The sequence below is a fragment of the Nonomuraea fuscirosea genome, from assembly GCF_003001935.1.
Lineage (GTDB): Bacteria > Actinomycetota > Actinomycetes > Streptosporangiales > Streptosporangiaceae > Nonomuraea > Nonomuraea fuscirosea.
On the sequence record NZ_PVNG01000012.1, the window covers coordinates 249,796 to 271,556 of the forward strand.

A 21,761-nucleotide genomic window follows, 5' to 3' on the forward strand; every position below is an offset into this window, starting at 1 on the left:
GAGTCTCTTTCATGATGCGCATTGCTCCAGCGGGGCGCTTGCTGGCCGTCGCGGCCGCGGCGAGCCTGGCCCTGACGGCCTGTGGTGGTGGCGGCGACACGGCCGCCGAGCAGTCAGGCACCGCCGCGCCGTCCACGGCGGCCTCCTCGGCCCCGGCGGCTGCGGGCGACGGCACGCTGACCATCGGCACGGTGCTGCCCCAGACCGGTTCGCTGGCCTTCCTCGGCCCGCCCGAGTTCGCGGGGGTCGACCAGGCCGTCAAGGAGATCAACGAGGCCGGGGGCGTGCTCGGCAAGCCGGTCGAGAAGCAGCACACGGACTCCGGTGACACGACCACGAACATCGCCTCGCAGTCGGTGGACAAGCTGCTGGCGCAGAAGGCCGACGCCATCATCGGCGCCGCCTCCTCGTCGGTGTCGGAGTCGATCATCGACAAGATCACGGGCGCGGGCGTCGTGCAGTTCTCGCCGGCCAACACCTCCGACAAGTTCAGCACGATCAGCGACAACGGCCTGTACTTCCGTACGGCGCCGCCGGACAAGCTGCAGGGCCGGGTGCTGGGCGACCTGATCGCGGCCGACGGCAACGACACCATCGGCATCATGGCGATGCAGGACTCCTACGGCTCGGGCCTGGCCGACCAGGTCACCAAGACGGCCGAGGAGGCCGGCGCGAGCGTCGTGGAGCGGGTGGACTACGACCCGAAGGCGGCCGAGTTCTCCGCCGACGTCGCCAAGATCAAGGCCAAGAACCCGAAGGCGATCGTGCTGATCGGTTTCGAGGAGGGCGCCAAGGTCGTCGCGGAGCTGGTCAAGCAGGGCCTGACCGCGGACAAGCACAAGTGGTACATGGTGGACGGCAACATGTCGAACACCAACTACCTGAAGATGCCCAAGGGCACGCTCAAGGGCGTCAAGGGCACGATCCCCGGCGCCGAGGCTCCCGACGCGTTCAGGAAGAAGCTGCTGGAGCTCAATCCCGAGCTCGACGACTTCACCTACGCCGCCGAGTCGTACGACGCGACGAACCTGATCGCGCTGGCCGCGGAGGCGGCCAAGGACGACACCGGCAAGTCGATCGCGGCCAAGCTGCCGGAGGTGAGCAAGGGCGGCGAGAAGTGCAAGAGCTTCAAGGAGTGCGCCGACCTGCTGAAGGCGGGCAAGGACATCGACTACGACGGTGTCAGCGGCCCGATCGAGTTCAACGAGGCCGGTGACCCGGCCGTGGCCACGATCGGCGTCTACGAGTACGGCGACGACAACAAGTACCCCGGCAAGGCGCTGGAGTACCGTACCGGCAACATCGAGGGCTAGGAGCCGAGCCCGCAGGCGGCCATCGCGTAGGCGATGAGCCGGTCCTGCAGCGGCCTGGGCGGCGTGACGATGACCACGCGCTCCTGCCCGCCGTCGACGGCGGCCCGCACCGGGAACTGGAAGGCCTTCTTGGCCTCGGCGAACGCGTGCGGGTCGCACCGGCCGGGGGTGAGCTCGACCGGCGCCTCCAGCCGCCGCGCGCCGGCTTTCAGCAGGCCCATGGGCCTGCTGCGGGGCGTGGCGATGTAGTGGGTGGTGCCGCCCATGTCGTTCAGCGAGACCTCGCCGGGACCGCGCCTGGTGACCACGAGGCTCCCGCGCATGACCTTGCCCGACTGCTTCCAGTCCGGGCCGAACTCGATGCTGGCCGCCTGCTTGATGAGGAATTCGGAGCATTCGTCGCGCAGCAGTCTGGCCAGGAGAGGGTCGGGGTGCGGCACGTCGAAGACGACCTTGTGCGGCGGCTCGGAGCCGGTGGCGACGTGGGCCACGACGGTGGCGGGGCGGACCTCGGGCAGGGCGCCGGGGGAGCAGGTGGCGGCGCCGTACGGGATGGGCAGGTCGGTCCGCTCGGTCTTGCCGATGACGGCGTCGGCCCGTCGCGGCGGGAGGGTCCTGAAGGACTCCGTGACAAGCTGGACATCAGCGAAATAAACGGGCGTTTCACTCGTATTTCGGACAGCCACTTGAAGCGCGTGCGCCGGCTCGTCGGAACGCCATTGGGCCAAGGAGACGGATACGCCGGCGGGCGGTCCGGCCGGTGGCGGCGACGGCGGGGGAGTGGTCCCCTGGGCGGAACCGCAACCGGCGGCGAGGACGGTCAGCGCCAGGAGGGGCTTAATGCGCTTCACCTGTCGCACATTAGGCGTCCTTGCGCAGGTCCGTAAGTTGAGGAGTGATTACGACTCCGCATCCAAGTGCCGACAGTTCCCACGGGGACCTAGTTACAGTCCTTCACCATTTTGTACGTTTCCGTCATTCGATCGGGAACGCTCGGCGGTGCTGACGGATCCCGGCCTGGATTGAAGGAGACACTTCATGATCCGCATTGCTCCCGTGGGACGGGCGCTGGCTGTCGTGGCCGCCACGAGCCTCGCCCTGACAGCCTGCGGCGGTGGCGGCGGCGACACCGCCACGCAAACGTCCCAGAGCGCCGCGCCGGCCTCGTCCGCGCCCGCGGCGCAGGGGGACGGCACGCTCACCCTCGGCACGCTGCTGCCCCAGACCGGTTCGCTGGCATTCCTCGGCCCGCCCGAGTTCGCGGGTGTCGACCTGGCTCTCAAGGAGATCAACGAGGCCGGCGGCGTGCTCGGCAAGCCGGTGGCCAAGTTCGACACCGACTCGGGCGACACGACGACCAACATCGCCTCGCAGTCGGTGGACAAGCTGCTGGCGCAGAAGGCCGACGCCATCATCGGCGCCGCCTCCTCGTCGGTGTCGGAGTCGGTGATCGACAAGATCACGGGCGCCGGTGTGGTGCACTTCTCGCCGGCCAACACCTCCGACAAGTTCACCACCATCGCTGACAAGGGCCTGTACTTCCGCACCTCGCCGCCGGACAAGCTGCAGGGGCGTGTGCTTGGTGACCTCGTGGTGGCCGACGGCAACGACACGGTCGGCATCATGGCGATGCAGGACTCCTACGGCACCGGCCTGGCCGACCAGGTCCAGAAGACCGTCACCGACGGCGGCGCCGAAGTGGTCGAGCGCGTCGACTACGACCCGAAGGCGGCCGACTTCTCCGCCGACGTCGCCAAGCTCAAGGCCAAGAACCCGAAGGGCATCGTGCTCATCGGGTTCGAGGAGACGGCCAAGGTCGTCCAGGAGCTGGTCAAGCAGGGCCTGCCCGCCGACAAGCACAAGTGGTACATGGTGGACGGCAACACGTCCAACACGAACTACATCAAGATGCCCAAGGGCACGCTCGACGGCGTCAAGGGCACCATCCCCGGCGCCGCGGCTCCGGAGGAGTTCCAGAAGAAGTTGCTGTCGGTCAACAAGGACCTCGAGGACTTCAGCTACGCCCCCGAGTCCTACGACGCGGCCAACCTGATCGCCCTGGCCGCCGAGGCCGCCAAGAGCGACGCGGGCGTCGACATCGCGGCGAAGCTGGCCGAGGTCAGCAAGGGCGGCGAGAAGTGCACCAGCTTCAAGGCCTGCGTCGACCTGCTGAAGGCCGGCAAGGACATCGACTACGAGGGCGTCAGCGGCCCGGTCGAGTTCAACGAGGCCGGTGACCCGGCCGTCGCCACCATCGGCATCTACCAGTACGGCGACGACAACAAGTACGCCACCAAGGCGCTGGAGTACCGCACCGGCAACATCGCCGGCTAGTCGGTCACAGGTCAGCACGGCAGGGGCCCGGTCGTCCGCGACCGGGCCCCTTTCGCGTGCGCTTCCCGCGGGGGCTCAGCGGCAGCCGGCCACGATCCGGTCCGCCGCCTGCCGGTAGCGCTTCAGCAGCGCCACCCGCCGCTCCCTGGGCACGTCGTTCTTCGACAGGCCCTCAGTGGTCGTCCTGACGGCCTCCACGGCCTCCTGGAGCGAGTCCGGCAGCCTGGGGCCGAACTCCAGCGTCGTGCCGTGCACCTCCGCCAGGCGGCCCGTCAGGGCGTCCTCGAACGTCTGCCGCTCCTCCCGGCCGGCCGGCTCCAGCATGAGGCCCGCGTACCCGATGGAGGAGACCACGCGGGCGCACGGGCTGTCGGTGGGGTCGCCGCCGGTGCTGAACTTCGCGGCCGAGGAGGCGTCGTCCTGGCACCCGACGAGCAGGACGGGCAGTATGAGCGCGACTGTCGCCAAACGTTTCACATCGCGTATTAAAAACAGCGAAGGGGCTCCCCGGGAGGAGCCCCTTCGCCTTCTCGACCGTTTCGTTACGTACGGACGCCGCGTCCCGTCATGCCTTGGCGAGCGTCCCGAGGTAGAGCTGGATGACCTTGGGGTCGTTGGCGAGCTGCTGCCCGGTCCCGGTGTAGGCGTTGCGGCCCTGGTCGAGCACGTAGCCGCGGTGGCAGATCTGCAGGCAGCGCCGCGCGTTCTGCTCCACCATGATCACCGTCACACCGGCCTTGTTGATCTGCTGGGCCTGGATGAACACCAGGTCCTGCAGTTTGGGCGACAGGCCCGCCGACGGCTCGTCGAGCAGCAGCACCGACGGCTCCGTCATCAGGGCCCTGGCCATGGCCACCATCTGCCGCTCACCGCCGGACAGGGAGCCGGCGCGCTGCTTGCGCCGCTCCGCGAGCGCGGGGAACAGCTCGGCCACGAACTCGAAGCGCTCCTTGAACTTCCCCGGCACCTGGAAGGCGCCCATCTCGAGGTTCTCCTCGATGGTGAGGCTGGGGAAGACGTTGTTGGTCTGCGGCACGTAGCCGACGCCGCGTGAGACCAGCGAGTGGGCCTTCATGTTCGTGATGTCCTCGCCCTTGAGCAGGACCTTGCCGCTGCGGATGTTGACCAGGCCGAACATGGCCTTGAGCAGGGTCGACTTGCCGGCGCCGTTGGGGCCGATGATGCCGATCAGCTCGGCCTGCTTCACGTACAGGTCGGAGCCGTTGAGGATGTTGACGCCCGGCAGGTAGCCGGCGATCAGCTCGTCGCAGCGCAGCACCGCGTCCTCGGCCCCGGCCAGGTGGGCGGAGCGGTCGGTGATGGCCGCCTTCGACTCGGCCGGCTCTTCGGCGTTCACTTCTGCGTCTCCTCCTCGATTTCGGCCTCCAGAGCCGCCTCGGCCTCGTGCAGCTGAGACTCCAGCTCGGTGTCCGACAGCGGAGCGTCGTGGTGGGCGCCCAGGTAGGCGTCGATCACGCGCTCGTCCGACATGATCGTCGAGGGCGGGCCCTCGGCGATGACGGTGCCCTGGGCCATGACGATCACCCAGTCGCTGATGTCGCGGACCATGTCCATGTCGTGCTCCACGAACAGCACCGTCATGCCCTGCTCGCGCAGGTCCTTGACGTGGCCGAGCAGCGACTGCGTCAGGGCCGGGTTGACGCCCGCCATGGGCTCGTCGAGCATGACCAGCTCGGGCTCGACCATGAGCGCGCGGGCCATCTCCAGCAGCTTGCGCTGGCCGCCGGACAGCGACCCGGCGAAGTCCTCGCGCTTGGCGTCCAGCTTGAAGCGGACGAGCAGTTCCTCGGCCCGCTCGGTGATCTCGTCCTCCTGGCCGCGCCAGAAGGCGGGGATCATCGCCCGCCAGAAGCTCTCGCCCTTCTGCTTCTGGGCGCCCAGGCGCATGTTCTCCAGCACCGTCAGGCGCGACAGCGCCTTGGTGAGCTGGAACGTGCGCACCATGCCGTTCCTGGCGACCTTGTGCGCGGGGACGCCGTTCATGGCCCGGCCGTTGAACGTCCACGCGCCGGCGTCGGCCGTGTCGAAGCCGGTGAGCTGGTTGAAGAAGGTGGTCTTGCCCGCCCCGTTGGGACCGATCAGCGCGGTGATGGAGCCCCGCTGGATCTCGACGTGGTCCACGTCGACGGCGGTCAGGCCGCCGAAGCGGCGCACGACCTTGTCCACCACGAGGATGGGGTCGGGCTTGGGCACGCCCGGCTCGCGCGGCATGTCCTTGAACGCGGCCAGCGCGGACGCCTTCCGGCTGGTGGTCATCGTGTCATCGGGCATTGATGGCGATCTCCCTCTTGTCCCCGAAGATGCCCTGTGGCCGGATGACCAGCAACAGGATGAATCCGAGACCGACCAGGGCGTACCGGATGGGGCCTACCTGGGTGGTGGTCATGAACGGGATGAACCCGTTGCGGACCAGCTCCGCGAGGGTGTTGCCGACGAAGACGAACAGCACCCAGAAGATCATCGCGCCGACGACGGGCCCGAAGACGCGGGCGGCGCCACCGAGGATGACGATCGTGTAGGCGAAGAAGGTCATCTCGGTGCCGAAGATGTCGGGCTGCACGGCGCCGTTGTAGAGGCCGTAGAAGAAGCCGGCCAGGCAGCCGATGATGCCGCCCAGCATGAGCGACTGCATCTTGTACGAGAACACGTTCTTACCCAGGGCGCGTACGGCGTCCTCGTCCTCGCGGATGGCCTTGAGCACGCGGCCCCACGGGCTCTTCATCAGCAGGTAGACGACGAGACAGCTGAGCAGCACCACGCTCCAGCCGACGGCGAGGAACCAGATGACGCGCTCGTCGAAGCCGAACGGGCCGATGCCGTAGTGGCCGGGCGGGAACGGGTTCATCGCGTAGAAGTCGCCGGTGAAGCCGCGCCGGCCGTCGGAGCCGCCGAAGATGTCCTTGAAGTACACCGAGCGGAAGACGAGCCGGACGATCTCGGCGGCGGCGATGGTGACGATCGCCAGATAGTCGGCGCGCAGCTGCAGCGTCGGGATGCCCAGCAGCAGCGCCAGGATCGCGGCGGCCGCCAGGCCGATCACGATGCCCATCCAGAACGGCAGGTTCATGACGGTGACGGCGACGGCGAGGCCGTAACCGGCCACGGCCATGAACGCGGCCTGGCCGAAGTTGAGCAGGCCGGTGTAGCCGAAGTGGATGTTGACGCCGATCGCGGCCAGGCCGTAGACGACGGACTCCCAGCCGATGGCGGCGTGGACGGTGGTGGTGATGATCGTGAGCCAGTCCATGGTTACCCCCGTCACCCGATCCGCTCGCGGCGGCCCAGGATGCCCTGCGGCCTGAAGAGAAGCACGATGATCAGCACGGCCAGCGCGCCGACGGACTTCAGCTCGGGCGGCACCCACAGGGTGGACACCTGGATGAAGATGCCGACCACGAGCGAGCCGACCAGGGCGCCGAAGGCCGTGCCGAGCCCGCCGAGCGTGACGCCCGCGAAGATGAGCAGCAGGATGTCCTGGCCCATGGTGAACTTCAGCGACTGCGACAGGCCGAGCATGATGCCGGCCAGCGCGGCGATGGCGGAGCCCGAGGCCCAGATGATGCGGATGATGCGGTCGACGTTGATGCCGGAGGAGGCGGCCAGGGCCGGGTTGTCGGCCACGGCGCGCGCCGCCTTGCCGGTGCGGGTCTTCATCAGGGCGATGCCCACGACGATCAGGACCGCGAGCTCGATGCCGATGGCCCAGAGGTTCTTGGGCGCGGCGCTGATCGGGCCGATCTCGATGCCGGCCTGGGTGTTGTAGTCGGTGTAGCTGTCGTTCTGCGCGCCGAAGAAGAACTGAATGAGGTTGCGCAGCAGGATCGCCATGCCGATCGAGATGATCATCATGGCGATGGTGCCGGTGCCGCGTTTGCGCAGCTGGCCCCAGAACAGCCGGTCCTGCCCGTAGCCGAGGGCGCCCGAGACGATGATCGCGATGATCGCCGCCGGGATGAGCTGGAGGCCGAACCCGACGTTGAAGGCGTAGGCGATGACGGCTCCGAGCGTGATCAGCTCGCCGTGGGCGAAGTTGGTCAGGCCGGTCGTGCCGTAGATGAGCGACAGGCCGAGCGCGCCGAGGGCGATGATCAGGCCGAGGTTGACGCCCTCGAAGGTCAGCTGGGCCGCCTGCTCCCAGAACGTGCTCTGCCCGGTGTCCTCGGGGGCCGCCCCGGGGGCGGCCTTGGGCTGCAGCGCGAACAGCACGGTGGAGCAGTTGCCCTCGTAGACGGTCGGCGTGCGGACGTTGCTGCCGCCGCGGACCTCGGAGTCGGCCGGCAGGCTGCTCGGATCCAGGGTGACCTTGTACTTGCCCGGTTCGTCGACCTGAACGTCCCACGTGCCTTGTGCGTTACTCGTTACCTCCTCGACGGGTTGTCCGCCTTCGGTGGTGACAGAGATCTTGGCGCCGTTCACTGGCTGGCCTTGGAGTTTGAGTGTTCCCCTCAGTCCCTGGCAGTCGGCCGGATCCGCATGGGCGGGTACGGCCAGCAGGAAGATGAGTCCACCCAGGAAGGCCGTGAACGCGATCACGGCTCTGCGCAATGGTGCTCCCTCGAAAGTAAGTCAAGGCGGGGTTGTGCCCCTCCATCTCGACACGCGCGCATCGCAGGCACAACTGGGATGCAATGGCGGGAGCCTATTCTGGTGTCGCCCGTTTCAGTATCGTTCGTCACCAATTAGAGACATGTGTGTGTCACTGATGTGAGCAAACAACGAGCCAGGTCAGGGGCTAAATCGGGCTTGACGCCTGGCGCTTCGACGGAACGAATCGGTAACGATCGCGGGAGCACGCGACGAGCCCGCGGGGTGGCCTTTGGGGCCGTGTCCGGTCTCATCCCTCGACGTGCGCGGAAGACCTCCCGCGTACGCGGGGCCGGACACGTTTTCTACTAAGCCTCCCCGCGGGCTCTGGTGCAACAACCGTAGCGACCCGCGGGGGGCATGCGCAAAGGGTCGGTGAAAGTGACGTAAGGGTCAGCGGTCACGCAACATGCACGTGAGCCGCGCGGTGCAGACCCGCCGCCCCTGCTCGTCGGAGATCTCGATGTCGTACGTCGCCAGGGTGCGGCCGCCGTGCAGCCTGGTCGCGATCCCCGTGACGTGGCCCGAGGTCGCCGAGCGGTGATGGGTGGCGTTCAGCTCGATGCCGACGGCGATGCGGCCGGGACCGGCGTGCACGGCCGCGCCCACCGAGCCCAGCGTCTCGGCCAGCACCGCCGAGGCTCCGCCGTGCAGCAGCCCGTACGGCTGGGTGTTGCCCTCGACCGGCATCCGGCCCACGACCCGCTCGGGGCCGGCCTCGAGGAACTCGATGCCCATCCGGTCGGCCAGCGTGCCCTCGTGCAGGCCGTTGAACAGGGAGGCGTCGAGCGGATGGTTCAAGGGGTCGGTCTGCGTCAAGGGGACGCCTCCACTCTTTCGAGCTCAGGTTTTCTGTCGCAGACGCAGACTAGGCTGCGTACGTGCCGAAGAGTGAAGTGACCCCCAGCCGCCCGTGCCTGCTGCTGCTTGACGGGCATTCCCTGGCCTATCGCGCGTTCTACGCGCTCAAGGACGCCAACCTGATGACCACCGACGGTCAGCACACCGAGGCGGTCTACGGGTTCACCTCGATGCTGACCAACATCCTGCGCGACGAGCGGCCCACGCACGTCGCGGTGGCCTTCGACCGGTCGGAGCCGACGTTCCGCCACGAGGAATACGCCGACTACAAGGCCAACAGGAGCGAGACGCCCGAGGACTTCCGCGGCCAGATGCAGCTCATCTACGAGCTGCTCGACACGCTGCGCGTGCCGCACCTGTCCAAGGCCGGCTTCGAGGCCGACGACCTCATCGCCACGCTGGCCACCCGCGCCGCCGGCGAGGGGATGGACGTCCTCATCGTCACCGGCGACCGCGACGCGCTGCAACTGGTCGACGAGCACGTCACCGTGCTGATGACCCGGCGCGGCATCAGCGACATGACCCGCTTCACGCCCGAGGCGGTCGAGGAGAAATACGGCCTCACCCCCGCGCAATACCCCGACTTCGCCGCCCTGCGCGGCGACCCCAGCGACAACCTGCTCAGCATCCCCAGCGTGGGGGAGAAGACCGCGGCCAAGTGGGTGCGCGAGTTCGGCTCGCTGACCGCGCTCGTCGACCGCGTCGACGAGGTCAAGGGCAAGGTCGGCGACAAGCTGCGCGAGCACGTCGCCCAGGTGCTGATGAACCGGCGGCTGACCGAGCTGCTGCGCGACGTCCCGGTGGAGGTGGAGCTGGGCGACCTCGTCCAGGGCGCCTGGGAGCGCGAGGAGATCAACAAGCTGTTCGACACCCTGCAGATCCGCGGCGAGCTGCGCGAGCGGGTGTTCAAGGTGCTCGGCACCGGCGAGCAGGAGCCCGAGCAGGGCTTCGAGGTCGAGACCGTGCTGCTCGGCCCCGACCGGGTCCAGGGCTGGCTGGCGGCCCTGCCCGAGGGCCGCGCCGGGCTCGCCTTCAAGGGCGCCTACGGCAGCGGCACCGGCCGCGTCGACGGCATCGCCGTCGCCTCGCCCGACGGCACCGCCGCCTACATCGACCCCGTCAAGCTCACCGAGGCCGACGAGGCGGCCCTGCGCGCCTGGCTGGGCGACGACACCAAGGCCAAGGCCGTCCACGACGCCAAGGGGCCCATCCTGGCCCTCTGGGCGCAGGGCATGGAGCTGCGCGGGCTGAGCTGTGACACCGCGCTGGCCGCCTACCTCGCGATGCCGGGGCAGCGCACGTTCGCCCTCGAAGACCTCGCCCGCCGCTACCTCCACCGCGACCTGCGGGCCGAGGAGGAGCCGAGCGGGCAGGCCGCGCTGTTCGGCGACGACGAGGACGCCCCCGCCAAGGACCTCGCGCTGCGCGCCCACGCCGTGCGCGAGCTGGCCGAGAGCCTGGAGGCCTTCCTGGCCGGGCGCGGCGGCACCCAGCTGCTGGCCGACGTGGAGCTGCCGCTGCTGTCGGTGCTGGCCGAGATGGAGCGCGCCGGCATCGCCGTCGACAGCTCCTACTTCACCGGCCTGGAGGCCGAGTTCGGCGCCGCGGTCAAGCACGCCGTGGAGGAGGCCCACCGCTCGGTCGGCGAGCAGTTCAACCTGGGCTCGCCCAAGCAGCTGCAGGAGATCCTGTTCACCCGGCTCAACCTGCCCAAGACCAAGAAGATCAAGACCGGCTACAGCACCGACGCCGACCAGCTCGCCTGGCTGGCCGCCCAGACCGAGCACGAGCTGCCGACGATCATGCTGCGGCACCGCGACCAGCAGAAGCTGCGCACCACCGTCGAGGGCCTGATCAAGGAGATCTCCGACGACGGGCGCATCCACACCACGTTCAACCAGATCATCGCCGCCACGGGCCGGCTGTCGTCGGAGAAGCCCAACCTGCAGAACATCCCGATCCGCACCGCCGAGGGCCGCCGCATCCGGCAGGGCTTCACCGTCGGCGAGGGATACGAGACGCTGCTGACCGCCGACTACAGCCAGATCGAGCTGCGCATCATGGCCCACCTGTCCGGCGACGAGTCGCTGATCGCCGCGTTCGAGTCCGGCCACGACTTCCACCAGGCCACCGCCGCCCGCGTCTTCGACCTGCCGCCCGAGCAGATCGACGGCGAGCTGCGGGCCCGGATCAAGGCGATGAACTACGGCCTGGCCTACGGGCTGTCCGACTTCGGGCTGTCCGGGCAGCTCAACATCCCGGTGGCCGAGGCGCGGGCGCTGAAGGAGGAATACTTCCAGGAGTTCGGCGGCGTACGCGACTTCCTGCACGCCATCGTCTCCCAGGCGCGCACCGACGGCTACACCGAGACGATCATGGGCCGCCGCCGCTACCTGCCCGACCTCACCAGCGACAACCGCCAGCGGCGGGAGATGGCCGAGCGGATGGCGCTCAACGCGCCGATCCAGGGTTCGGCCGCCGACATCATCAAGGTCGCCATGCTCAACGTGCGCCAGGCGCTCGGCGAGGAGGGGCTGGCCTCCCGGATGCTGCTGCAGGTGCACGACGAGCTCGTGTTCGAGGTGGCGCCGGGCGAGCTGGAGCGGCTCAGGCAGCTCGTCCGCGACCAGATGAACGCCGCGTACACGCTGCGGGTGCCGCTGGAGGTCTCCGTGGGCGTCGGCCGTACGTGGGAGGACGCGGGCCACTGAGCCGGCTCGGCGGGCCGCTGAGCCGCTTCCGGCCGGCCGCGGCGGGCCGGAAGCGGACGGCCGCCGCGGCAGGGCGGGCCGGCGCGCGGCTTCTGCACTAGTCTGGAGCGGATTTCACCGATCGGCCGGGAGTTCTGTGCGGCTACCAGCTTCCCTCATGCGCATCATCGGGCTGGCGAACGTGGTGGTGATCTCGGTCGCCATCGTCGGGCTGAGCCTCTTACCCGGCGAGCCGAGACCACACGCCAAGCCTCAGGAGACGGCCACGGTGAAGGGCGCCGACGAGGCCGCCCGCCCGCCCGCCACGCCGGCCCCCGTCGGATTGCCGCCCGGCGTGGTCTCCACGCCGGAGTTCGCCCGGCAGGTGCGCGCCAACGAGGCGGGGCTGGTGCCGGTGCTGATGTACCACCGCATCCTGGCCAAGCGGCTCGCCTCGCTCGACCGGACGCCCGCCCAGCTCAGGAAGGAGCTGGAGAAGCTGGCCAAGCGGGGTTACGTGCCGATCACCGCCAGGGAGTTCGCCCGCGGGGAGATCCACGTGCCGGCGGGCAAGTTCCCGGTCGTGCTGACCTTCGACGACGGCCACCCCAGCCACTTCGGGCTGGACGCGAGCGGCAATCCCCGGCCCGACACGGCCGTCGGCGTGATCCAGGACGTCGCCTCCCGCCATCCCGGCTTCCGGCCGGTGGCCACGTTCTGGGTCAACAAGGAGCCGTTCGGCCTGCGCGAGCACGACACGCAGGCGGCCGCCGTACGGTGGCTGACCGAGCACGGCTACGAGGTGGCCAACCACACCTGGACCCACCCCAACCTGCGCGTGCTCAAACGCAAGAAGGTCCGCGAGCAGATCGTCAGGGTCGAACGGCTGCTCAAGAAGCTCGGCGCGCCGCCGTCGGAGACCATGGCCCTGCCGTACGGATCCATGCCGCGGAGCAAGAAATCCGCCAGAAGCGGATCATGGGACGGCACGAGGTATGATTTCGCGGGCGTGTTCCTCGCGGGAGCCGAGCCGTCGCTTTCGCCCTACGCGAAAAAGTTCGATCGTGGTGCGATCCAGCGCATCCAGAGCAACGGCAAGAAGGGCGAGTGCCGCAAGTGGTGCTCGCAGTACTGGCTCGACTGGCTGGACAGGCACCCTGGTGAGCGCTACGTCAGCGACGGCGACCCGGAGCGGATCTCCATCCCGGAGAAACGGCGGGGTAATATCGTCGCCAAGCGAGGGCTCCAGGTCATCGCCTACTGAATCCTCCCCGGATTGACCCAGTGGCGAAGGTCTCATATGCTGATCGCTGCGCTGTGGGCTCGCGCGCGCCTCAGACGGAGCGGGCTCGCGCTCGGTCACGTCGATGTCGTAATTCCTCGGCTTGATGCGGAAGAGGGCCTGCCGCGCATCCGCCACATCGACATCCTGTCCGCGTTCGGAGCAATTCCACACATGACGTCCAGCACTGAGGCCACCTCGAGCACCCCGCAGGTAGCGGTCAACGACATCGGGTCCGAGGAAGCCTTCCTCGCGGCGATCGACGAGACCATCAAGTACTTCAACGACGGCGACATCGTCGAGGGCACCGTCGTCAAGGTCGATCGAGACGAGGTTCTTCTCGATATCGGCTACAAGACCGAGGGTGTCATCCCCTCGCGCGAGCTTTCGATCAAGCACGATGTCGATCCTGCTGACGTCGTGGAAGTCGGAGAGCACGTCGAAGCCCTGGTCCTCCAGAAGGAGGACAAGGAGGGCCGGCTGATCCTGTCCAAGAAGCGCGCTCAGTACGAGCGGGCCTGGGGCACGATCGAGAAGATCAAGGACGAGGACGGCATCGTCACCGGCACCGTCATCGAGGTCGTCAAGGGCGGCCTCATCCTCGACATCGGCCTGCGGGGCTTCCTGCCCGCGTCCCTCGTCGAGATGCGCCGGGTCCGCGATCTGCAGCCCTACGTCGGCCGTGAGCTCGAAGCCAAGATCATCGAGCTCGACAAGAACCGCAACAACGTGGTTCTGTCGCGCCGCGCCTGGCTGGAGCAGACGCAGTCCGAGGTCCGCCAGACCTTCCTCAACACCCTCCAGAAGGGGCAGGTCCGCAAGGGCGTCGTCTCCTCGATCGTCAACTTCGGTGCGTTCGTGGACCTCGGCGGCGTCGACGGCCTGGTCCACGTGTCCGAGCTGTCCTGGAAGCACATCGACCACCCGTCCGAGGTCGTCGAGGTGGGCCAGGAGGTCACGGTCGAGGTCCTCGACGTCGACATGGAGCGCGAGCGCGTCTCCCTGTCGCTCAAGGCCACCCAGGAAGACCCGTGGCAGCAGTTCGCCCGCACCCACCAGATCGGCCAGGTCGTGCCGGGCCGCGTCACCAAGCTGGTGCCGTTCGGCGCGTTCGTCCGGGTCGAGGAGGGCATCGAGGGCCTGGTCCACATCTCCGAGCTGGCCGAGCGCCACGTGGAGATTCCGGAGCAGGTCGTCCAGGTCGGCGACGAGATCTTCGTGAAGATCATCGACATCGACCTCGACCGTCGCCGCATCAGCCTCTCGCTGAAGCAGGCCAACGAGGGCGTCGGCACCGAGGTCGAGTTCGACCCGACCCTCTACGGCATGGCGGCCACGTACGACGACCAGGGCAACTACATCTACCCCGAGGGCTTCGACCCGGAGACCGGGGAGTGGCTCGAGGGCTTCGACAAGCAGCGCGAGGACTGGGAGCGGCAGTACGCCGAGGCCCAGACCCGCTTCGAGGCCCACAAGAAGCAGATCGAGGAGGCCCGCAAGGCCGAGGCGGAGGCCGGCGAGGCCGCTCCCTCGTCCTACAGCGGCGAGACGCAGGCCCCGCAGGGCGGCTCCTCCTCGTCGGCTCCGGCCAGTGGCGCGCTCGCCTCTGACGAGGCGCTCGCGGCGCTGCGCGAGAAGCTCGCGGGTGGCCAGAGCTGAAGTCCCTGACTTCGGCCGCCTGAGGCACCGCTAGAACGAAAGGCCCCGCACGGAACGTCGTGCGGGGCCTTTCGCGTGCCCGGCTGCTCGGGCCGGGCTCGGTCTGCCCGGGCGGGTCCGCACGGATGTCTGTACGAGCGGGGTGCGATGTTTCATCCGTGCGGCATGCGGCGTCTCGTGCGAGCGGCGTGGGGCATTTGGATGCGAGCGGCTCGCGGCGTTTCGTGCGAGCCGTGTGTTCCCGCGAGCTCTCCGCCCGGGCAGGATCTCTCGGACCTCGCCGACGATTCCGGACCTTGCCGATGATTTTCGGACCTTGCCCGCGGTTCGTGGACGTTGTCGGCGATTCGTAGACCTGGTCGGCGATTCGTGGCGAAATCATCGCGTGTGGCGGGGTAACGCGGAAGCAGGCTTTCCGCATGTCCTTCTACCGTCGTCGGCATGGACGAGATCATCAAGCCCTTCCGCATCGATATCCCGCAAGCACACCTCGACGACCTGCGCGAACGGCTGCGGCGTACCCGTTGGGCGGCGCAACTGCCCGGCGGCTGGAGCCGAGGCGTGCCCGTGGCGTACCTGCGGGACCTGGCCGGCTACTGGGCCGACGGGTTCGACTGGCGCGCCCAGGAGGCCAGGCTGAACGCGTTCGCCCAGTTCACCACCACCATCGACGGCCAGCCCCTCCACTTCATGCACGTCCGCTCACCCGAGCCGGACGCGCTGCCGCTGATCATCACGCACAGCTGGCCCAACTCCGTCGCCGAGTTCCTCGACGTCATCGGGCCGCTCACCGACCCGCGCGGGCACGGGCTCGACCCCGGCATCGCCTTCCACGTCGTGGCCCCGTCGCTGCCCGGCTTCGGCTTCTCGCCGTTCCCCGTCCCCGCCGACGAGCGGCCGTGGAGCGTCGATCGCGTGGCCCGCACGTGGGCCGAGCTGATGAGCCGGCTCGGGTACGAGCGCTACGGCGCGCACGGCAACGACGCGGGCGCGCTGGTCACCCCGCGGCTGGCCGCCCTGGCTCCCGAGCACGTGGTGGGCTCCCTCATCACGGCCGGCCTCGGCATCCCCACAGGCGATCCGGGGGAGCTGGACGGGCTCTCCGACGAGGAGCTCGCCGAGCTGAAGGAGCTGACGCAGTGGATGGGCCAGGGCAGCGGGTACGGGCCGTACCTGGCCGCCAGGCCGCAGACGCTCGCGTACGGGTTCGCCGACTCGCCGGTGGCGCAGCTGGCGTACCTGGTGGAGAGGTACAAGGAGTTCGACGGGTGGGGGCCGGGGGCCGAGCCGATCGACCGGGACCTCGTCCTGACCAACGCCACCCTGTACTGGCTGACGGAGACCGGCGGCTCCTCCTCCTGGACGTACTACGAAGGGGCCGCCGGCCTGCCCCGCGACCAGCGCGCCGTACCCACCGGGGTGACACACGGCGGGCCCGCGGCGATGCGGCGGATCGCCGAGCACGGGAACGACATCGTCTACTGGGGAACAGCCCAGAGCCCCAGCCACATGGTCGCCATGGCGGCCCCCGAGCCGCTGGTGGACGGCATACGCGCATTTTTCCGGACAGTCCGCTGAGGAGCGGCAAGATTTTACCCACCGCTCTTTGCAAGGCTCTGACCTGCGCGCTTGGCTGCTGGGAGACTGTCGTCCTGCTGTTGGTCACGACTTTCTCGGGGGCTGCGCGGTGGGCATGGTTCAACGAACGATCTGCGTTACACCCCTCCGGCCGCTCTTCTTGACGGCACTGGCAACAGCCCTGGCAACAACCCCGACCCTGACCCCAGCCACCGCCACGACCTCCACCTCTACAGCTGCCACAGCCGCCACTTCCACGTCCGCCACCTTCACAACTGCCACAGCCGCCACCGCCACGGCTCCACCACCGACCGTCGGGGTGGGAGCCCGCAATCAGGGGTCTTCCGAGGCACAAGTCGGCGATCGGAGGTTCTCTGAAACGGAGGTTCGGGATTACGCGTCCTCCGAGGTGAGGGTTCGTGATCAGGGGGCCTTCGGCGTGGAGGGGCGCGAGCACGAGTCGTCCCGGGCGGAGGCGCGGGACGTGAGGTTCTTCGGGGCGCAGACGGGTGCTGCCGGGCCCGTCGGCACACCCGTGGTGACGGGGCCCGGGGTGAGCGGGCCCGGGGTGAGCGGGCCTGGGGTGAACGGGTCTGAGGTGGCCGGGCCTGTCGCGGCCGGGTCCAGGGGAGCGCGGCCGTGGGTTTCGCCCTCGCCGCCTCCTTCGGGGGGATTGGTGAACGACGGGAGCGGGGTGGTGTGGCGGGGGTGTGGCGACGGGCTGGAGTGCGCGAAGCTGGCCGTGCCTGTGGACTGGGCGGCTCCACGCGGCCCCCGTACGGAGGTCGATGTGGCCAGGATGCCCGCGCGTGACCCCGCCCGGAGTCTGGGCCCGTTGGTGGTGAACGTCGGTGAGGGGTCCACCCTTCAGAGTGTGCGTGCCAGGCCCGATGCGGTGAGTGAGCTGGCGCGGTGGTTTGATGTCGTGTTCGTCGAGGGGCGCGGGATCGGCGACCGGGGGAGTGCCGCCATGGTGCGTTGCTCCGTGCCGCCGCCCGACCCGCGCCGGATCCAGCTCGCCCCCGGCCCGGCCGCCTGGCGCGCCTACGCCCGTGACAACGCCGCCTACGACCGCAGTTGCCGCCTCGCCGCCGGTCCCGCGTACGCCGGCCTCACGTCCTGGCAGGTGGCGCACGACCTCGACGCCCTGCGCGCCGCGCTCGGCCAGCACCGGCTGCGGTACTTCGGCAACGCGTACGGGGCGGTGTACGGGCGGGCGTACGCGGAGCTGTTCCCGCGCCGGGTGGGGCGGATGTACCTGGAGGGGCTGCCCGACCATCCCGGTACCGGCCTGGGACGGCGGCTGATCGCCCACGCCCGCGCGGCCGAACGCCGGCTGTCGGCCTTCAGCGACTGGTGCGCCAACCAGCCGGGCTGCCCCCTCGCTGACGACGACGCCGTGGCGGTGCTCGACGACCTCCTCGAACGAGCGCCGTCGGCCGCCAACCCGTCGGGCCGGCTGGGCAAGGCGGGCCCGGGGCACGGGGCTGGTGTGGTGAGCGGCTACCAGGTGGTGGCCGCCGTACTCGCCGGACTCACCCCGGAGCGCTGGCCCGAGCTGGCACGGGCACTGTCGGCGGCCGAAGCGGGCGACCTGAGCGCCCTGGCCGCGATGGCGTCCGTGACACGCCCGGCGGAACCCGGGACAGTGGCCCGCTCGACGTGGTGCCACGACTTCATGCCGGTCGTGCCCGGCTACCGGCGCTTCCTGGCGATGGAGTCACGCCTGCGTGCGGTGGCTCCGCGCGTCGGATGGCTGACCGGCCGCCACGAAATCGCCCGCTGCCTCGGCCTACGACCCCTCCCACCCCGGCCACCCCACGCGGCGACACCGGTCGGAGAGAGTGCCGGCGGCCCAGGGGATGACACCGGTGACGACGGTTCCGTGGTGCCGGTGACGGCGGCTGGGGGCGGTGGTTCCGTGGGGCAGGTGGCGCGCGGTGGCGAGGGGTCTGTGCCGCTGCTGGCGAGGGCTGGGAGCGAGGGCGACGTAGTGCCGGTGATACCTGGGAGCGAGAGCCCCGTGGTGCCGGGGGCGATGGCGGGTGCCGAGAGCCCCGTATCGCCGGTGGCGGCTGAGGGCGGGGGCTCCGTGGTGGGGGTGCCACGCGGTGGCGATGGTTTTGTGCCGCGGGTGGCTATGGCTGGTGGAGAGGGAGCAGTGCCGCCGGTGGCAGCGGCTGGGGTCGAGGGCTCCGTGGTGTGGATGGCGCCTGGTGGCGGGGGTTTCGTCTTGCCGCTGGAGATGGCTGGAGGTGAAGGATCAGTGCTGCCGGGGACGATGGCCGGTGGTGAGGACTCCATGGTGTCGGTGGCGGCGGGTGGGAGGTCGTCGGTGCTGGTTGGCATCGGCAGGCTGGATGCGGGTAACCCGCCTGCCGCTGCGGCGAGGGCTGCCAGGCGGATTCCTGGGGCGAGGGTGTTGTGGCACGGTGATGGGCAGGACGCGTATCTGTTGCAGGGAGCCGGCAAGTTGCGTGCGGCCTGTCTGCGTGCCCGTGTCCACGACTACCTCGTCAACGGTGTGCTGCCCAGGCCCCGCACCCTGTGCCCCGGAGAGCTCACGGCCGGGCGCTTCCACTGAGGTGGGCTCATGGTCGGCCCGAGATCAGCTTGCGGTCCGGCCTTCCTCTGAGATGAGCTCGGGGTCGGGTGTATCTCCCTGGGATAGGGTGCTGGACGTGGTGATCGAACGGGCGGTGGCGGCGGATGCGGGCGAGATCCTCACCCTGCAGCGGGCGGCGTACGTCAGCGAGGCGCAGCTCTACGGCGACCCCTACATCCCGCCGCTGATCGAGTCGCTGGAGCAGGTGCGCAAGGTCATTGAGAGCGCGGTCGTGCTCAAGGCGCTCGATGGAGCCCGGATCGTCGGTGCGGTGCGTGGGCAGATGTCCGGCGCGACCTGTCTGGCCGGCCGCCTCGTCGTCGCTCCCGACCGGCAGGGCCAGGGAGTGGGTACGGCGCTGCTGCGCGCGTTGCACGAGCAGGTGCCGGAGGCGACGGCGTTCGACCTGTTCACCGGTCACCTGTCGGAGGGGAATCTGCGGCTCTACCGTCGTCTGGGCTATCGGGAGACGAGCCGCGAGCGGATGGACGACCACCTGACGATGATCCACCTGCGCCGGACACCGGATGGAGCTCTCCCATCGCGGTGATGGAGGTCCACCGGTCCAGGTCGTTTCCGTGTTCGGATCCTTTCGCTGCGGTGACGACGGCCTAGGTCACGTTCGTGATCGAGTCCTTCCGCCGCGGTGAAGGCGGCTCAGGTCGTCGGGATCTGGCCCTCGTGATGGACCCGGGCGCCCCGAGGGTCGATAGGCTGCGATGGTGCTGAAAATCGGGCTTACCGGTGGCATCGGATCCGGCAAGAGCGAGGTGTCCAAGCGGCTGTCGGCCAAGGGTGCGATGGTGATCGACGCCGACAAGATCGCTCGTGAGGTGGTCGAGCCCGGCACGCCGGGCCTGGCCAGGGTGGTGGCCACGTTCGGTGAGGAGGTGCTCCGCGCGGACGGTTCGCTCGACCGGGAGCGGCTCGGCTCCGTGGTGTTCGCCGACTCCGAGCGGCTGGCGGCGCTCAACGCGATCGTTCACCCGCTGGTCGGGGAACGGGTGGCGGAGCTGCAGCAGGAGGCCGCCGACGACACGATCATGGTGTACGACGTGCCGCTCCTGGTGGAGAACAACCTGGCCCCGATGTACGACGTGATCATCGTCGTCGACGCGCCGGACGATCTGCGCATCCGGCGGCTGGCCGAGCATCGCGGCATGCCGGAGGCCGACGCCAAGGCCCGCATCGCCGCCCAGGCGAGCCGGGAGGACCGGCTGGCCGCGGCCGACATCGTGATCCCCAACGACGGCCGGCTGGAGGAGCTGGACGAGCGGGTGGAGGAGGTCTGGCCCGAGCTGCTCCGCCGCGCCGCCCGCGGTTGACCAGCACCCGAGGGGGTTGCTGGGCGGGGTCGTACGTCGGTTGACGGGATGACTTTCTTCCATGACCATCGGAAAGATCGTCCGACAAGGTTCGTGGAAGGACCGCCGATGCCGCGCCCAACCCCCTGGCGTGCCGCCTTACTGGCCTTGACCGTCGCCCTGGGCATGATCGTCCCCGGGGTTCCGGCCGCCGCCGCGACGCGGTCGTTCCGTAATCCGGTCAACCCGTCGGCGGACCCGAGCCTGATGTACCACGCCGGCTACTACTACGTGGCCACCACGCGCGGCGACCGGATCGGCATCTGGCGCTCGCCCAGTCTGGCCACGCTGCTGGCCGCCCCCGAGCAGGTCGTCTGGCGCGACAGCGACGGCAGCCGCAACACCCAGATGTGGGCCCCGGCCTTCCGTCATGTCGGATCGCGCTGGTACATCTACTACACCGCCTCCGACGGCGTGGACGCCAACCACCGCATGTACGTGCTGGAGTCCGCCGGCGACGACCCCATGGGCCCGTACGCGTTCAAGGCCAAGATCGCCGACTTCGGCGAGTACGCCATCGACGGCGAGCCCATCACCCACAACGGCCAGTCGTACTTCGTCTGGACGGGGCCGGGACGCGGCATGGGCGGGCCCGCGCAGCTCTACATCGCCAGGATGAGCAACCCGTGGACGGTCACCGGCGGCCGGGTGGCGATCCCGGCCGACGGCGGCTGCACGGAGGTGCGCGAGGGCCCCACGCCGCTCTACCGCAACGGCAGGACGTTCCTGACCTACTCCACCTGCGACACCGGCAAGCCCGACTACCAGCTCTGGATGAAGAGCATCGCCGACGGCGCCGACCCGATGGTGGCGGCGAACTGGCGGCAGCACGCCGGGCCGGTGTTCTCGCGCAACGACGCGACGGGCGTGTGGGGGCCGGGCCACCACTCGTTCTTCCGCTCGCCCGACGGCACCGAGGACTGGATCGCCTACCACGGCAAGAACACGAGCACGTACACCTACGACTTCCGCACCACCCGGGTGCAGCGGTTCGGCTGGAACGCCGACGGCACTCCGGGCTTCGGCCGGCCGCTCGCCGCGGGCGCCACGCAGCAGCTGCCATCCGGCGACCCGGGCGCGGCCACGTCGGTGATCAACGACTTCGATCCGCAGGTCGTCTACGCCGGCTCGTGGCAGTCCGGCTCGGGCTGCGGCAACCAGTGCTTCTGGAGCGACGACCACTGGAGCGGCCAGGCCGGCGCGACCGCGACGGTGAGCTTCACCGGCACCCGCGTGGCGCTGCTGAGCGTGCGAGACCGGGGCAACGGCATCGCGGCCATCTCCATCGACGGCGGCCCCGAGCAGCGCGTCGACTACTACAGCGGCATCCGGGTGGGAGAGCAGCTCAACTATCTGAGCCCGGTGCTGGCGCCCGGCGCGCACACGCTGCGGGTCCGGGTGACCGGCGAGCGCAACCCCGCCTCGGGCAGCACGGTGATCAGCATGGACCGCATCGAGGTCTTCTGAGCG

At 69.4% G+C, this 21,761-nt stretch carries 18 protein-coding genes; 10 read left to right on the forward strand and 8 right to left on the reverse strand.

Translation table 11 applies throughout. The annotated features are described in order from the left end of the window. Nucleotides 1-11: 11 nt before the first annotated feature. Nucleotides 12-1,313 carry an ABC transporter substrate-binding protein gene (locus B0I32_RS27700; protein ID WP_106244718.1) on the forward strand — a complete coding sequence of 434 codons (1,302 nt, stop codon included), beginning with the start codon at nucleotides 12-14 and terminating at the stop codon, nucleotides 1,311-1,313. On the opposite strand, the gene B0I32_RS27705 is transcribed toward B0I32_RS27700, so the two are convergent. Continuing rightward, entirely contained in the window at nucleotides 1,310-1,999 is a 690-nt protein-coding gene (locus tag B0I32_RS27705; protein ID WP_106244720.1) for a hypothetical protein, read from the reverse strand. The genes B0I32_RS27700 and B0I32_RS27705 overlap by 4 nt on opposite strands. A gap of 352 nt (nucleotides 2,000-2,351) precedes the next feature. Here B0I32_RS27705 and B0I32_RS27710 point away from each other — a divergent pair, with 352 nt between their 5' ends. Next, nucleotides 2,352-3,647, forward strand: coding sequence for an ABC transporter substrate-binding protein (locus B0I32_RS27710; protein WP_106244721.1), 1,296 nt, complete (start codon nucleotides 2,352-2,354; stop codon nucleotides 3,645-3,647). A 75-nt stretch (nucleotides 3,648-3,722) separates the two neighbouring features. Here B0I32_RS27710 and B0I32_RS27715 read toward each other — a convergent pair whose 3' ends face one another. The 6 genes from B0I32_RS27715 to B0I32_RS27740 form a co-directional block, all read right to left on the reverse strand. Then, nucleotides 3,723-4,124, reverse strand: a complete 402-nt coding sequence (locus tag B0I32_RS27715) for a hypothetical protein (protein WP_146178338.1) — start codon at nucleotides 4,122-4,124, stop codon at nucleotides 3,723-3,725. An 88-nt stretch (nucleotides 4,125-4,212) separates the two neighbouring features. Continuing rightward, complete coding sequence (locus tag B0I32_RS27720) at nucleotides 4,213-5,004, reverse strand: ABC transporter ATP-binding protein (RefSeq protein ID WP_106244724.1); 792 nt, start codon at nucleotides 5,002-5,004, stop codon at nucleotides 4,213-4,215. Further along, on the reverse strand, nucleotides 5,001-5,924 hold the full coding sequence (locus tag B0I32_RS27725; protein ID WP_245956079.1) for an ABC transporter ATP-binding protein: 924 nt from the start codon (nucleotides 5,922-5,924) through the stop codon (nucleotides 5,001-5,003). Before B0I32_RS27725 ends, B0I32_RS27720 begins: the two co-directional genes overlap by 4 nt. A gap of 4 nt (nucleotides 5,925-5,928) precedes the next feature. After that, complete coding sequence (locus B0I32_RS27730; protein WP_106244727.1) at nucleotides 5,929-6,915, reverse strand: branched-chain amino acid ABC transporter permease; 987 nt, start codon at nucleotides 6,913-6,915, stop codon at nucleotides 5,929-5,931. An 11-nt stretch (nucleotides 6,916-6,926) separates the two neighbouring features. Then, a complete protein-coding gene (locus B0I32_RS27735; protein ID WP_245956066.1) occupies nucleotides 6,927-8,213 on the reverse strand; it encodes a branched-chain amino acid ABC transporter permease in 1,287 nt (428 codons plus the stop codon). Between the two features lie 432 nt (nucleotides 8,214-8,645). After that, entirely contained in the window at nucleotides 8,646-8,990 is a 345-nt protein-coding gene (locus tag B0I32_RS27740; RefSeq protein WP_106244926.1) for a PaaI family thioesterase, read from the reverse strand. Nucleotides 8,991-9,133: 143 nt separating this feature from the next. Between B0I32_RS27740 and polA the strand changes: the two genes are divergently transcribed. The 4 genes from polA to B0I32_RS27760 all read left to right on the forward strand — a co-directional run bounded on the left by polA (nucleotide 9,134) and on the right by B0I32_RS27760 (nucleotide 16,322). After that, a complete protein-coding gene (gene polA / locus B0I32_RS27745; RefSeq protein ID WP_181307846.1) occupies nucleotides 9,134-11,824 on the forward strand; it encodes a DNA polymerase I in 2,691 nt (896 codons plus the stop codon). A 157-nt stretch (nucleotides 11,825-11,981) separates the two neighbouring features. Continuing rightward, nucleotides 11,982-13,067, forward strand: coding sequence for a polysaccharide deacetylase family protein (locus B0I32_RS27750; protein ID WP_181307848.1), 1,086 nt, complete (start codon nucleotides 11,982-11,984; stop codon nucleotides 13,065-13,067). Between the two features lie 192 nt (nucleotides 13,068-13,259). Then, the gene (gene rpsA, locus B0I32_RS27755) at nucleotides 13,260-14,744 is read left to right on the forward strand and encodes a 30S ribosomal protein S1 (protein ID WP_106244732.1); all 1,485 of its coding nucleotides are present in this window, start codon (nucleotides 13,260-13,262) and stop codon (nucleotides 14,742-14,744) included. Nucleotides 14,745-15,185: 441 nt separating this feature from the next. Next, nucleotides 15,186-16,322 carry an epoxide hydrolase family protein gene (locus B0I32_RS27760; protein ID WP_106244734.1) on the forward strand — a complete coding sequence of 379 codons (1,137 nt, stop codon included), beginning with the start codon at nucleotides 15,186-15,188 and terminating at the stop codon, nucleotides 16,320-16,322. A 120-nt stretch (nucleotides 16,323-16,442) separates the two neighbouring features. Here B0I32_RS27760 and B0I32_RS57910 read toward each other — a convergent pair whose 3' ends face one another. After that, nucleotides 16,443-16,619 (reverse strand): hypothetical protein, encoded by a 177-nt coding sequence (locus B0I32_RS57910; protein ID WP_181307850.1) that lies wholly within the window; start codon nucleotides 16,617-16,619, stop codon nucleotides 16,443-16,445. Nucleotides 16,620-17,217: 598 nt separating this feature from the next. Here B0I32_RS57910 and B0I32_RS27770 point away from each other — a divergent pair. The 4 genes from B0I32_RS27770 (at nucleotide 17,218) to B0I32_RS27785 (ending at nucleotide 21,758) form a co-directional block, all read left to right on the forward strand. Then, nucleotides 17,218-18,906, forward strand: a complete 1,689-nt coding sequence (locus tag B0I32_RS27770) for an alpha/beta fold hydrolase (RefSeq protein ID WP_181307852.1) — start codon at nucleotides 17,218-17,220, stop codon at nucleotides 18,904-18,906. Between the two features lie 52 nt (nucleotides 18,907-18,958). Beyond that, a complete protein-coding gene (locus tag B0I32_RS27775; protein ID WP_106244737.1) occupies nucleotides 18,959-19,477 on the forward strand; it encodes a GNAT family N-acetyltransferase in 519 nt (172 codons plus the stop codon). Nucleotides 19,478-19,649: 172 nt separating this feature from the next. Next, nucleotides 19,650-20,252, forward strand: coding sequence for a dephospho-CoA kinase (coaE, locus tag B0I32_RS27780; RefSeq protein ID WP_106244927.1), 603 nt, complete (start codon nucleotides 19,650-19,652; stop codon nucleotides 20,250-20,252). A gap of 108 nt (nucleotides 20,253-20,360) precedes the next feature. Continuing rightward, on the forward strand, nucleotides 20,361-21,758 hold the full coding sequence (locus tag B0I32_RS27785) for a glycoside hydrolase family 43 protein (protein WP_106244739.1): 1,398 nt from the start codon (nucleotides 20,361-20,363) through the stop codon (nucleotides 21,756-21,758). The last annotated feature ends 3 nt before the right edge of the window (nucleotides 21,759-21,761 follow it).

Bases quoted from the DNA above. Each gene is read 5' to 3' on its own strand.
- B0I32_RS27700 (WP_106244718.1), top strand. From the start codon at position 12: ATGATGCGCATTGCTCCAGCGGGGCGCTTGCTGGCCGTCGCGGCCGCG.
- B0I32_RS27710 (WP_106244721.1), top strand. From the start codon at position 2,352: ATGATCCGCATTGCTCCCGTGGGACGGGCGCTGGCTGTCGTGGCCGCC.
- B0I32_RS27725 (WP_245956079.1), bottom strand. From the start codon at position 5,924: ATGACCACCAGCCGGAAGGCGTCCGCGCTGGCCGCGTTCAAGGACATG.
- B0I32_RS27730 (WP_106244727.1), bottom strand. From the start codon at position 6,915: ATGGACTGGCTCACGATCATCACCACCACCGTCCACGCCGCCATCGGC.
- B0I32_RS27740 (WP_106244926.1), bottom strand. From the start codon at position 8,990: ATGGGCATCGAGTTCCTCGAGGCCGGCCCCGAGCGGGTCGTGGGCCGG.
- B0I32_RS27750 (WP_181307848.1), top strand. From the start codon at position 11,982: ATGCGCATCATCGGGCTGGCGAACGTGGTGGTGATCTCGGTCGCCATC.
- rpsA (WP_106244732.1), top strand. From the start codon at position 13,260: ATGACGTCCAGCACTGAGGCCACCTCGAGCACCCCGCAGGTAGCGGTC.
- B0I32_RS27760 (WP_106244734.1), top strand. From the start codon at position 15,186: ATGGACGAGATCATCAAGCCCTTCCGCATCGATATCCCGCAAGCACAC.
- B0I32_RS27775 (WP_106244737.1), top strand. From the start codon at position 18,959: ATGAGCTCGGGGTCGGGTGTATCTCCCTGGGATAGGGTGCTGGACGTG.
- B0I32_RS27785 (WP_106244739.1), top strand. From the start codon at position 20,361: ATGCCGCGCCCAACCCCCTGGCGTGCCGCCTTACTGGCCTTGACCGTC.